10 protein-coding genes are annotated in these 12,083 nt (G+C 61.6%); 4 read left to right on the top strand and 6 right to left on the bottom strand.

All coding sequences use genetic code 11. The features are described from left to right. A partial coding sequence (locus tag AC6FTP_RS09430) for a hypothetical protein (protein WP_497206661.1) occupies positions 1-349 on the top strand: 349 nt, incomplete at its 5' end. A 50-nt stretch (positions 350-399) separates the two neighbouring features. Continuing rightward, complete coding sequence (locus tag AC6FTP_RS09425) at positions 400-1,392, top strand: ThuA domain-containing protein (protein ID WP_497206660.1); 993 nt, start codon at positions 400-402, stop codon at positions 1,390-1,392. Between the two features lie 32 nt (positions 1,393-1,424). Here AC6FTP_RS09425 and metG read toward each other — a convergent pair whose 3' ends face one another. The 3 genes from metG to AC6FTP_RS09410 form a co-directional block, all read right to left on the bottom strand. Continuing rightward, positions 1,425-2,999, bottom strand: a complete 1,575-nt coding sequence (metG, locus tag AC6FTP_RS09420; protein ID WP_497206659.1) for a methionine--tRNA ligase — start codon at positions 2,997-2,999, stop codon at positions 1,425-1,427. Positions 3,000-3,141: 142 nt separating this feature from the next. Further along, positions 3,142-3,306 carry a hypothetical protein gene (locus tag AC6FTP_RS09415; protein WP_497206658.1) on the bottom strand — a complete coding sequence of 55 codons (165 nt, stop codon included), beginning with the start codon at positions 3,304-3,306 and terminating at the stop codon, positions 3,142-3,144. 300 nt (positions 3,307-3,606) lie between these two features. Continuing rightward, positions 3,607-5,853 carry a hypothetical protein gene (locus tag AC6FTP_RS09410; RefSeq protein ID WP_497206657.1) on the bottom strand — a complete coding sequence of 749 codons (2,247 nt, stop codon included), beginning with the start codon at positions 5,851-5,853 and terminating at the stop codon, positions 3,607-3,609. Positions 5,854-5,977: 124 nt separating this feature from the next. On the opposite strand from AC6FTP_RS09410, the gene AC6FTP_RS09405 reads away from it, so the two are divergent. Beyond that, entirely contained in the window at positions 5,978-6,562 is a 585-nt protein-coding gene (locus tag AC6FTP_RS09405; protein ID WP_497206656.1) for a c-type cytochrome domain-containing protein, read from the top strand. Positions 6,563-6,690: 128 nt separating this feature from the next. Next, positions 6,691-7,317: a YajG family lipoprotein gene (locus tag AC6FTP_RS09400; RefSeq protein ID WP_497206655.1), complete on the top strand. Its 627-nt coding sequence runs from the start codon at positions 6,691-6,693 to the stop codon at positions 7,315-7,317. 16 nt (positions 7,318-7,333) lie between these two features. Here the strand turns inward: AC6FTP_RS09400 and AC6FTP_RS09395 are convergent, their stop codons facing one another. The 3 genes from AC6FTP_RS09395 to AC6FTP_RS09385 form a co-directional block, all read right to left on the bottom strand. Then, entirely contained in the window at positions 7,334-9,022 is a 1,689-nt protein-coding gene (locus AC6FTP_RS09395) for an FMN-binding protein (protein WP_497206654.1), read from the bottom strand. Positions 9,023-9,185: 163 nt separating this feature from the next. Further along, positions 9,186-10,694, bottom strand: coding sequence for a hypothetical protein (locus AC6FTP_RS09390; RefSeq protein ID WP_497206653.1), 1,509 nt, complete (start codon positions 10,692-10,694; stop codon positions 9,186-9,188). 55 nt (positions 10,695-10,749) lie between these two features. Next, on the bottom strand, positions 10,750-12,039 hold the full coding sequence (locus tag AC6FTP_RS09385; protein ID WP_497206652.1) for a pyruvate dehydrogenase complex dihydrolipoamide acetyltransferase: 1,290 nt from the start codon (positions 12,037-12,039) through the stop codon (positions 10,750-10,752). Positions 12,040-12,083 lie beyond the last annotated feature (44 nt).

The following is a 12,083-nucleotide window of genomic DNA, read 5'->3' as shown; positions in this document are numbered from 1 at the left end:
GCTCGCCACCGTGTCGCCTTCGGAGGAGATCGGCCAGCCTCTCTTCTTCATCGCCGCCGCTTGTTTCATTCTGGCTGCGGGACTGGCTTTGATCGCGGCGGGCATCCATCTCTTCGCTCCGCAGAAAAACAAGCTCGGCAGTGCCGTGGCACTCACCGGACTGGTGCTCGCACTCGCAGAGTTCGCCTTCGCCTGGCAGGTGCGGCACATCGACTTCGTGCCCTTCGGCATCGACGGCACCGCGCCGAGCCCGCCGCTTTTGAAATCACTCTTTGTGCCTTTCGTGCCCGTCTTGATGAACGGGTTGCTGTTGCTCGCGCATCGCAGCGCAGGGCGCGCGAAGGCTTGATTTCTTTCTGCTAGCGGGAGCCTCTGGTCTGCGTTCCTGTCTTTCCTCGCATGAAACTCTCCAACTTGCTCCGTTCCTCCCTTCTAGTCCTCGGACTCGCGCTACCAGCTTTGGCGGCGGCTGAGCCAAAGAAACTGCTCGTCGTCACCGTCACCACCGGCTTCCGCCATTCCTCCATCGAGACGGCGGAGAAGGTGCTGAAGGAACTGGGGGAGAAGTCGGGCGCATGGACGGTGGACTTTGTGCATCAGCCTGAAGGCCAGCCGAAGAATCCCGGCAAGCCGCCGGAGAAGAAGAACGAAACCGACGAGGCTTTCAAAGCCAAGCAGGAGGCCTACAGCGCGGCGCTGGCGGAATTCAACGCGGCCAACAAAGTTTGGAACGACAAGATCAAGGCCTACATGGCCGAGCAGATGGCGATGGAGAAGATCAAGGGCTACGACGGCTTCGTCTTTGCCAACACGACGGGTGATCTGCTCTTCCCTGACCGCGATGGTTTCGTGGAGTTGATCAAGAGCGGCAAAGCCATGGTGGCCATGCATTCCGGCTCCGACACCTACCACCCTTTCCAGGGTTACGTCGATATGCTGGGCGGTGAGTTTGAAACCCACAAGTCCCAGGTGGAAGTGCAGCCCATCCTCCATGACCCCGCTCATGCGGCCACGAAGCCGATCCCGAATGGCTTCAAGGTCTTCGACGAGATCTACATCATTAAGAGCTTCGAGAAGTCCAAGGTCCATGCGCTCATGGGACTCGACGCCCACCCGAACCTCGCGCAGTTGACGGACGAGGAGAAGAAGAAGGAGGCGGAGCTGAAGCGCTACTTCCCCATCTCCTGGTGCAAGGAGTTCGGCAAGGGACGGGTGTTTTACTCCTCCCTCGGACACCGCGAAGACGTGTGGGACCCGACCTGGAAGGAAGGCACGAAGGATCGCAAGAACTCCCCGGAGATCGCCAAGACCTACCAGGAGCACATTCTCGGCGGCATCAAGTGGGCGCTGCGTCTCGCTGAAGGCGACGGCGAAGCGGGCAACCTGAAGTGATTGGCTAACTCATCGGCGCTTGAGCAAGCGGCTCAAGCTGCCGGTGCCTCGATCTCCAGTCTCGGGAACAGCGGGACTGGGGCGGCGAGTTGGTGCCCGGCTTTGAGCAGACCCCAGGCGAGGTCTTTGAACTGGAAGCCTGTGGGCATGACCCAGCCGATCTGCTCGCGGGCCACCTTCATGGCGGTGGGCATGATGGGATCGAGCAGGACGGTGACGTGGGTGAGCGCCTCAGCGAGGTGATAGAGCACGCTGTCGAGCCGGGCGGCCTGGGCGGGATCTTTGGCGAGGGAGAAGGGCTTGGTGCTATCGACGAACGCATTGGCATGCGTGACGATCTTCCACGCGGCAGCGATGCCGTCGTGAATTGCCCAGCCGCTTATGTTTTCGAGATAGGCGGGCAAGGCATCGGCGACGGTCTGGCGGAGAGCGGCGTTTTCGGCGTCGTCATGGGTGCCGGGCGTCAGAACACCAGCGCGATACTTCTGCGCCATGTTGATGCTGCGGTTCAGCAGGTTCCCGAGGCCGCCAGCAAGCTCCTTGTTGTAGCTCATGATGAGGCGTTCATCGCTGAAGTCGCTGTCGTAGCCGGTGGCGATGTCGCGCATCAAATAATAGCGGAGGCCGTCTGGCGTGAAGGTATCGGCGAGCGTGTCGGGATTGATGACGTTGCCGGTACTCTTGCTCATCTTCGCGCCTTTCACGTTCCACCAGCCGTGGACGACGAGCTTCGGGATGTGCTCATCCGGGAAGCCGAGGGCGTGGAGCATGATGGGCCAATAGACGGCGTGCGCGGGGACGAGGATGTCTTTGCCGATGATCTCGGCATCGGCGGGCCAGATGTCTTCAAACTTGGGTAGGCCGGTGTTGCCGACTTCATCGGCGAGGTAACCGGCGAAGCTGATGTAGTTCGTGAGAGCATCAAACCACACATAGTTCACAAAGCGCTCATCAAACGGCAGTGGGATGCCCCAGGTCAGGCGCTCGATGGGGCGGGAGATGCAGAGGTCCTGCGCCTCGCCTTCGAGGGCATTGAGCACGGCGGTGGCGCGGTGGGCGGGGAAGATGAAGTCGGGGTGGCTTTGGATGTAGCCTTTCAGCCACTCGACATGGTCACTGAGGCGGAAGTACCAGTTCTCTTCTTCGAGTTCGACGACCTCGCCCCACTCCTCGCCGAAGTTGCCATCGGGTCCGCGCTCTTTGTCGGTGAGGAACTGCTCCTGGCGGACGGAGTAGAAACCAGTGTGGCCCTTTTTATAGAGTTGGCCGCAGTCATGGAGCTTTTGCAGCATCGCTTGGACGACCTTCTTGTGCTTCACGTCGGTGGTGGCGGCCCAGCCGTCGAAGCGGACGTTCAGCTTCTCCCAGAGCGCGGTGAAGTGCTGGGTGATGCCATCGACGAAGTCCTGCGGACTGAGCCCGGCTTTGTCGGCGCTCTTTTGCACCTTCTGCCCATGCTGGTCCACGCCGGTGAGGAAATAGACCTCGCGCCCATTCTGCCGCTGGAAGCGCGCCATGACATCGGCGAGCACTTTTTCATACGCGTGGCCGATGTGCGGCGGGGCGTTCGTGTAGTCGATGGCGGTGGTGATGTAGTAGGGCTTCACGGGGAGGGAAAAGATGGGCGGGTGGGAGCGCTGGAGTAGTGGATGAGGAGGAAGGATCGTCCAGCAGGAATACCAGATGAAAATGAAGCGCCGCCTGGGGAGTGAACCCGCAGGCGGCGCGACGTGAGCTGTGTAGCTCCGATTAGTGCTTGTGACCAGTCTTGCAGCACTCGCCAGCTTTGGTTCCGCAGCACTTGGCTGCAGGGGCCTTGGCGGAGTCGCAAGAGGAGCACTCCTTCTTCTTCGTCGCGCAGGACGCGAGAAGCATGGAGGAGGCGGCCAGAGTAACAGTAAGGAGTCGGATCATAGAAAAGTGTCGATTGGGAACGCTTGGCCTACGAAAGCCGGGGCTTGCAGCCCCTCAGCTTACTTGCTGTACTGGACAGGAGCTGGTGGTGGCGGTGGTGGTGGCTTGGAAGCGCAGGAGACGACGACGATCGAGGCCGCGAGGGCAAGGAGTGCGTATTTCATAGTGTGGTGTTCGTTGTGTTTGTTGTTGTTCACAAGGCCCGTTCAGGGGCACATGGAATATCTGAGAAATAACAACGAACCAGTCTTTTGCAAACAGGCAAATCAGCCTGAGCCAGGAAAGTATTGAGGCTGAGTCTCAGCGAGCAGGTGGGGGCAACCCGATGATCTGCTCCTTCAGAGTGCTTTGAGGTGCCTTCAGAAGACTGCTGCCAGGACCTTGAACTGCTGGCGGTGGAGCGGCTTGAGGCTCTGGGAGAGAAACGGCACTCGGTACGGAAGTGGCCTTGGGCAAGGTAACAGCTTTCGGAACGCCAGGCTCAGCTCTTGCCTCGACGGAGGCAGGTTTCAGAGAGGGGGCCTGGGGCTTCTTTTGCCAGGTGGCATCGCCTGAGAGGTGGGCGAGGATGCCTCCGATGATCATGGAACCTCCAATGAACACCGAGGCACGCAGCCAGAACGGCACGAAGTCATCCGGCGGGAGAAGTGCCTCATTGGCATGGATGGTCGGCGGTGCATCGACGGCTGTCTTTGCCCAATCCGGTCCTGAAACGGGCGCGGTTTCGCTCGTCCCTCGAAAAAGAAGCTCTGCAAAACCAACATTCGTTCGCTCGCCGCTGCTGATCTGGAAGCCGGTGGTCAAGGCCTGCGGACCGCTGCTTTTCTCCCTGGGCATCGGAGTGGCCTGGATTTCTTGCACTAGGGGAGCTGACTTGGGCCTGGTGGCTTTGGCCTTCACAGGCTGGAGCGGCTCGGACGGCGGATTTACGACGGGCTTCACCAAATCATGGTGATGTACGACACGGGCATAGCGACCGAGAAAGTCGGCGCGCTTCGTGGGCATACCTTCGCGCCCTTTGGCGAGTTCATCATCGAGCAGGCGCGCCACGGTTTCGATCTCGCGATTGCTGGCAGGAGTCTCCATGGCAGCACCCGGCAGAGGCTCCAAGGCGAGGAGGAAGCGCCCCACAGCACAGAGCCAGGCTGCATTCCACAAGTCGGCATTTACAGTGCCTGGCTTTGGCGGTGGCAGAAGCAGTGCGGGATCTACTCCACGCCCTGCCATGGCTGCGAGAGTGGGATGCGCACGCAGCATGATGGAAAAGGCTGGCCAGTCGGTGAGTTTCGTGAGCAGCAGTTTCGTGCTGCGGGCATCTTCACGCGGGAAACCGGTGAGCAAATAAATGTCCTCCAGTCTCAGGCGCGAGACCGCGAGACCTGATTTTTCGAGCTGGGTGAGTGTGGCATCCAAGCCAGCAAGCACGAGATAGGTCTCATGGACATTTAGAGCCCGTCGCTCTCGCAGCAGATCGGCGAGGGTGATGCCCTCCGCCACTTCCTCGGCCATGCAGACAATGCCCTCCGCATCCTGCAACAGCGCCAAAGGTACAATGCCGGAAAAATCACGACGTTTGTCCAGACGGAAGGCCTTTTCGTCCGCCGCCTGCACGACGCCAGCGGCGAGGCGCGCTGGCGGCACTTGCTCGACGAGCACTCCACGTCCCGTTTTCGTCAGCGTGCCACGCATCGAGTAAGGATTGGCCATGTCGAGCCGCTGGCTCTGAATGCGCACGCGGTTCACCAGCGCCCGTGCGACTTCCTGATAACTGGCAAGCTGCGGTGCCAGCAGTGCGCGCGGCTTTTGCGCCGTGGGTATCTCCCCGGCCAATGCGACTGGCACGAGCTTCGCCAGGGCCACACAGAGATTTTTGATCGTCGGTACCGTGTCGGCTGCCGCAGAACCGAGACAGGCCTTCAGAAGCTCGGTGAAATCTGCCGCTGGCAAAGGTGAGTCAGCCAGTGAAGGCCCACCCGCCTTCTCCTCCAGAAAATTGCGCAGAAACTTCGCCTGCTTTTCGAAGGCGGTCTTCAGCCCGCGCGCCTTTTTGGCAGACGCAGAGACCAGCGCATAGTCCGCCACCTGCACGAGCAACTCTTTAGGGCCAGTTTGCAGCACACGCAGACTTTCCAGCGGATCACCCGGCATGGTATCGACACGTTCGCAGAGCGCCGCCGCCGCCTCCAGCGCACGGCTCGCCAGCATCACCGCGAGCCAGCCCGGCAGCTCTGCCTGCCTCGCCAGATAGCCTGCCAGCGACTCACCATCGACATTGCTCGTGATGTAAAACGGGTTCCCCTCGTCCTCCCCAAAGTCCACCAGCCGTGCCAACAGCGGGTGGCCGGACTTTTGCAGCTTCAGGCATCCAGCATCAAACGCGGCACGATCTGCCAGCGGCTCCAGCAGGACATGACAGTGGACGAACTCCACCCGCTGCGTGTCGAAGCCAAGCACATTCACCTGCTCCGCATTGCGGGTCAGCTCCACGTTATTCCCGTCCGAATCTTGGACGATGAGATAGTGCCTGAAAAGAATGGGTTCGGGCATGAGACAGCCGAGTGAGAGAAAAAGTCGGGCCAAGTCTCGCAGGACTGCCGCGTTTGACAAGGGCTGAATATCAACACCGCGCTTGCCATCTCAGCCCGCGCTCTGATAAAAGCCATCACTTCCTATGAAAAGCCCCCTCGCCGCCGCCCTCGCCCTCACCAGCATCATGTCCGCCTCAGCCGTGGATTTCACGAAGGACATCAAACCCATCTTCACCCAGAAGTGCTATGCCTGCCACGCGGTCAGTAAGGGCAAGGTCAAGGGTGACCTCGCCCTCGATACCCCCGAAAAACTGGCCGAAGTCATCAAACCAAGCGGGCAAATCATTCCTGGCGAACCCGAGAAGAGCACCCTGCTCATCTCCTGCAAGCTCCCTGACGATGATGATGACTCGATGCCGCCCAAAGGCAAAAACCGCCTCACTCCCGCCGAACTCACCGCCCTGGAAACCTGGATCAAAGAAGGTGCCTCCCTCACTGCTGGTGGTGCCGCCCCGGCCGCTGCTCCCACAGCCGCGCCAGCTCCTGCCGCAGGCGATGCCCAGACTTGGACCAGCAGCGATGGCAAAGCCATCCAGGCTTCCTTTGCAGGCATGAAGGGCAGCGACGTCCTCCTGAAGATGGCCAGCAATGGCGAAGTCTTCCAAGTTCCCCTCTCCCGCCTTTCCGCAGAAAGCCAGGCCCAGGCGAAAGCTGCTGGCGGTCAATAAGTCGGCTTGTACCTTTTGAAGGCGGCCTCGCTGAAGTTCAGCGGGGCCGCTTTTTTTATTTCAACCCGGCGTGCAGGACAAACAGGATTGACGAGGAAAACTCAAAATGATCCCATGGCTACCTTTCTATGAAAACCATCCGCCTCGCCCAACTGTCCCTCGTCCTGGCTTGCTCCCTCTCGGTAAGCTGCGTCATCGGAAAACGTGAAGTCAGTATCAAAGTCCCCGTCGGCACCCATCCCGCAGCCAAAGGCCAGGTGAGCCTGGGCTCCATCCAGGATGCCCGCACCTTTCAAAACAAGCCTGCGGAGCCATCCACTCCATCCGTGGAAGGTGATTTTGCCACCCTCACGGCTCAGCAGCGGGAAAACAACATCGGCCGCCAGCGCAATTCTTATGGCAAAGGCATGGGTGAAGTCGTCCTCCCCGCCGGTGGCACCGTCACTGCCAAAATGAGTGAGATCATCACCGAAGCTCTCGCTCGGCGCGGCTACACGGTGGCCGGTTCTGGCACCCCCGTGAATGTCAAAATCAGTCAGTTCTGGGGATGGATGACTCCAGGCATGTGGGCCATCACTCTCGAAGCGCGGATCACCGCCGGCGTCACCGTGCGCGGCCAGAGCACCCAGATCACTGGTTATGGGGAAAATGTCTGCCAAGCAGCCACCACCGCCAACTGGAACCTCGCCTATGAGCGCGCCATCGCTGACTTCCTCGACAAGGCCGGTGCAGCGCTCGGATCAGCAGGTCTCTAAACCCGACACCTGAAGTTCAAATCAGGGCGGCGGTGATCAACAACAGCGCCGCCACCCAGTCCCGCACGCCGAGACGATCTGCATCTCCGGTGAAGCGGATCAGCTTAAAAAGCGCCCCCGTCGGGCAGCCATACTTACAGTAGGCCAGCGGCTGGAAAAGGGACGCGACCAGCCCCACCACGGCGATGGCCACACTCGCCCAGCCCGCCACGCGGAAGAGATACGCATCGAAAGGCTCCAGCGCGTTCAGGTCCACCGCCCAGCCCCAGACCACGCTCAGGAAAACGAACCCGAGCAGCACAAAGGGCAGCCGAGTCAGCCAGCGCTCCCGCACGGGCGAAACACGCCACTGACGCCCCACCCGCCGTGCCAGCAACTGCTGCAGCGCCCCATGTGGGCAGATGTGGTGACAATAAAGCTGCTTGCTCGTCATCACCGGCCCCAGCAGCGCCACCACCGTCAGCACCAGGAAGCCCGGCGCACTCCGCCAGGGTGTCCCATGCGCCGCCCAGCCAGCCAGAAGCCCCTGGGATAAAAGCTCGCCCGCGATGAAACCGCCGTAGATCACCAGCAGCACATGATGCGTGTGCCGCAGCCACGCCACGCCGCGCAGTCTTGTGAAAGCCATGATCAGCGCCGACACCAGCACCGCGAGATGCCCCGCATCCTGCCAGCGCCAGCGGATCTCCCGCAGCCAGCCCGTGGGCCTTTCCGCCAGCACACTTCTGGCTCGCAGCTTCAGACTCTCCGCCACACTCCAGCTCGTCTCCGTGGCACCGGACACACCCTCGACCTTCGCCTCCTTGAAGTCCATGTCCGCCAGCCGCTCCAGCGTGCTTTTATTGAAGAGATTCAGGAAATAGTCATCCCCCGCCACAGATGCCACATAGCGCTTCGAATCGAAGCTCTTGCGCAGCGCGATCCGCCGCAGCTTCGCTCCCTCCGCATCCAGCAGCATCAGCGTGTCCGTCGGGCCCTTGTAGCCCACCACCGCATCTGCAACGGGTGATGTCCGCACCGCGAGCGCGATCTTTTTTCCACTCGCATCCAGCACCTCAAACCCGCCGCGAGGCGACTCCGCGCGAACCAACTTCACCGCCGCAGGCTCCAGCCGCCGCACCTCCTCCAGCGTGATCTCCTCAGGAAAGCGCAGCGATGTCCCCGACGCCCGCCCCAGCTTCTCCAGCACCCCCTGCGCGATCGCCGTGCTCGTCAGCGTGGCGCCGCTCACGGCATGAACCGGCTCCGGCGCGGGTGCCCCCGGCTTCATCCCCCGAAACTGCGTGAAGAACTTCCGGTCCGCCACCACCTCCGCCACATGCTCCGTCGTATCGTGGCTCTTCAGCAGCCGCAGGCCCGTGAGCACGCCCTTTGTATCAAAGACGAGCAAAGTATTCGTTGGGCCGGAGTAGCCGATGATCTTGTCCGACTCCGGTGCCGTCGTGGTAACAAAGCCGAGCGATTGCCCGGCCCCATCCAGCGCCGTCCGCCAGCCGTTCGCCGGATTCGCCTCCCCGAGACTCACGATCTCCGGGAAAAAATCTCGCAGCCGTTCTGGCGTCAGCGCCGCCGCCGCCTCCAGCTTATCGCGAGTTTGCGCCGCCTCACGGATCACCCACACAGCCATCACGAGCAGCCCCACGCGCCAGAGACGGAGGAGGGCAGGTCGGGCAGATTGGATCAAAGACAGCATCGGCAGGCGCATGGCATACGCTGCTTCCCAGCCCTTGCCAAACAAGAGCTCGAAAGTCTGGCCTCAAACCCCTCGCCCAAAATCCTCTTCATTGCCCAATGATATTCCCCGCCTGGGTGACTGCGAGCTGCAGACAGATGCTGAGGACACGCCTGCGGAGTCCTGCTTTGGGGCCTCAAGGCGTCCACTTCAGTTGGTAAAACTTCGCGCCAGCACCGCTCGTCTCCTGCCAGTTTGCCGTGGTCGCTGCTGTGGTATCTGCGGTGCGGATCGTCGCTGCTGGCTGCCAGTCTTGGAGATCGGTGCAGCTCTCGATGGTGTAAGTTTCCAGCGGATCGAGCTGCGAGAGCGACAGGGTGATCTGCGATCCATCCCTCTGCACCGCGAGCTGGGGCCCGGAGTTTGTCTGCACCTCCCAAGCGATGCCATAGGTCACGTTCGTCGTGCCAGAGCTGACTTCGAGAGCATAGTCGCCCGGCGGCAGATGGCGGAAAAAGAGGTGCTCCACATTGTCCACGGCGCTGAGGCTTTCATCCATCGTGGTGCCGACAGTGAAGCCCGAGGCGCTTTTCAAATGTAGGTTCAGATTTGCCAGGGTGGAGCTGGCGTAGTTCCCTGGGATCGTGCGGTGCCAGGTGATCGTGGCGGAGATCGTGCCCCACTGACCAGGCAGCAGTTTGAAAAAGTAGCGGCGTGGGCTTGCCGTGCTGCTGGTCGTCTTATCCCAGCCGCTGAGAGCCCGGTAAGCGCTGCCGCTCGCGGCCTGACGCCCGGCGGCGAGGATGCGGTGGGCGTGGAGCACGTTCAGCTCACCGGCACCGAGGATCTCATCATACGGGCGGCTGGTGCTGGCGCGCCGCCAGCCGGGGAGGTTCTGCTTTGAAGCACCGCTGAGGAGGATGGCCTTCACCACGCGCGGATCATCCGCTTCGGGAAAGCCGGGGCGGATGGCATCGAGTAGCATCGTGGCGGCCGAGGCCACGGCTGGCGAGGCATTGCTGGTGACGGACTCCTCCACGACGATGTCCGGCTTCATGCGCCCGAGGCCGTCGATGTTGGTGTGCGTCTGCGGGTGGCCGCCATTGCGGAGGCCGGGTGTGATGCTGTGGTAGGCGTTGGACAGCAGCTTCACCATGGTGCTGCCGTTGTTCAGCGGGGTGGAGGCGGTGACGAGGTCGCGGTTCAGCATGAAGTCGAAGCGCCGTAGCATCGCCGTGTCGGTGGCTTCATTGCCGAACTCTCCCACCCAGCTGTGGTTTTGCACGCTGCCGGTGAAGATGGGGATGGGATTGGAGAAGAGGTTGTTCGCGAAGTCGTCAGCCAACCAGACGTGCAACTCCGTGACGCCTGGTGCCACGCTCTGAGAACTGCCGCAGAAGAGGTTCGCCACATTGCCGGCATGACCAGAGGCCGTGCTGGCTCCCGACCAGGGCGTAATGGTTTTCCCCGTAAGTCCGCCTGTGCCTGCGAAGGGCGTCGTCCCCGTCGTGGCCTGCGGCAAATACACGGCTGGTGCCCCGCCCGCGTTTGCCTCCGACATCATGACCGGAATGCCCACGCCAGTGGGCAAACTCGCCCCCAGCTCCGTTTGAAGCTGGGGGAACTCCGCCAGATCACGCCAGTCCGCTCGTGCAGCCAGGGCTGCGAAGAGGAACAAGGAGGTGAGAAGTGCGGTGGATTTCATGTCTCGGCCCAAGAGTGCCGGACACAGACGATGATGCCAAGCCTAGCGTTCAAACTCAGACGAGCATGAGCGCGGGGCTCTCCAGCAGCTTGCGCATCTCGGCCAGGAAGGTGGCGGCGACGGCACCATCGACGACACGATGATCTCCACTGAGGCCGATCCACATGCGCTGACCGGCGACGACGGCACCTTTGTCATTCACGACGGGCACCTTGCGGATGCTGCCGATGGAAAGGATGGCAGCCTGCGGCGGATTGATGATGGCGGAGAACTGATCAATGCCGAAGGCACCGAGGTTCGAGACGGTGATGGTGCCACCAGCGAAGTCATCGGGGCTGAGTTTCTTGTTCTTGGCCTTCGTAGCGAGGTCCTTCACAGCGGCGCTGATCTCGGCGAGCGTCTTTTTCTCCGCCTGCTTGATGACCGGGGTGACGAGACCGTCATCAATGGCGATGGCGACGCTGAGTCCGACGGATTTGTATTTCACCACGGCATCACCATCCCAGGCGGCGTTGATCGCAGGCTGGGCCTGGGCGGCACGGATGACGGACTTGAGGATGAAGTCGTTGACGGTGTACTTCACGCCGCCGGTCTTTTCAGCGCTGGCATTGAGATGCGCGCGGAAGTCCATGAGCGGGGCGGAGTCGATCTCGATCTGGAGGTAGAAGTGCGGGATCTGCGTCTTCGAGGCCAGGAGGCGCTCGGCGATGATGTTCCGCATGGTGCTGGTAGGCACGCGCTCATCTTCAGGGCCGTAGGTCGGGCGAATGGCAGGTGTGGCGGGGCCGCGAGCGGCGCTGGCACCACCGACGGGGGCGCTTTCCACATCAGCACGGACGACACGACCGCCAGGGCCGGTGCCGACGACGGAAGCGAGATCCACTCCTCGCTCAGCGGCGATCTTTCGGGCCAGCGGGCTAGCCTTCACACGGACATCGCTGGCAGCAGCGGCACGGCGGGTAGGCTGCGGAGCGGTGGGCAGACGTGGGCCAGGTGCAGAAATTTTCTTTGGCGCACCAGCGGCGGGCTTTTCCTCTTTCGGGGCTGGAGCCGAGGCAGCTTGGGCTTTGGCGATGATTTCATCGAGGTTGGCCGGAGCCTCCTCACCCTCTTCCAGCACGACGGCCAGCGGGCTGCCAAGCGGCACTTTCACGCCAGTAGCGGCGATGATCTTGAAGATCGTGCCCTCAAACGGGCTGGCATATTCCATCGTGGCCTTGTCCGTCTCGACATCAGCGATGGGCTTGCCGACTTCCACAGAGTCCCCTTCTTTGACGGTCCATTTGGCAAGCGTGCCCTCGGTCATGGTGTCGCTGAGCTTGGGCATTTCGATGATCTTCGGCATGGCGTGGGTGGGGTAAAGTCGAATTCTGGGGGAGTGAAAGACGC

The organism is Prosthecobacter sp., from assembly GCF_044378005.1.
Classification (GTDB): Bacteria; Verrucomicrobiota; Verrucomicrobiia; order Verrucomicrobiales; family Verrucomicrobiaceae; genus Prosthecobacter.
This window is presented reverse-complemented; position numbering and strand designations above follow the sequence as displayed.

Coding starts and splice junctions, on each gene's coding strand:
- AC6FTP_RS09415 (WP_497206658.1), bottom strand. CDS start 3,306: ATGATCCGACTCCTTACTGTTACTCTGGCCGCCTCCTCCATGCTTCTC.
- AC6FTP_RS09400 (WP_497206655.1), top strand. CDS start 6,691: ATGAAAACCATCCGCCTCGCCCAACTGTCCCTCGTCCTGGCTTGCTCC.
- AC6FTP_RS09385 (WP_497206652.1), bottom strand. CDS start 12,039: ATGCCGAAGATCATCGAAATGCCCAAGCTCAGCGACACCATGACCGAG.
- AC6FTP_RS09405 (WP_497206656.1), top strand. CDS start 5,978: ATGAAAAGCCCCCTCGCCGCCGCCCTCGCCCTCACCAGCATCATGTCC.
- AC6FTP_RS09390 (WP_497206653.1), bottom strand. CDS start 10,694: ATGAAATCCACCGCACTTCTCACCTCCTTGTTCCTCTTCGCAGCCCTG.
- AC6FTP_RS09395 (WP_497206654.1), bottom strand. CDS start 9,022: ATGCGCCTGCCGATGCTGTCTTTGATCCAATCTGCCCGACCTGCCCTC.
- AC6FTP_RS09410 (WP_497206657.1), bottom strand. CDS start 5,853: ATGCCCGAACCCATTCTTTTCAGGCACTATCTCATCGTCCAAGATTCG.
- AC6FTP_RS09425 (WP_497206660.1), top strand. CDS start 400: ATGAAACTCTCCAACTTGCTCCGTTCCTCCCTTCTAGTCCTCGGACTC.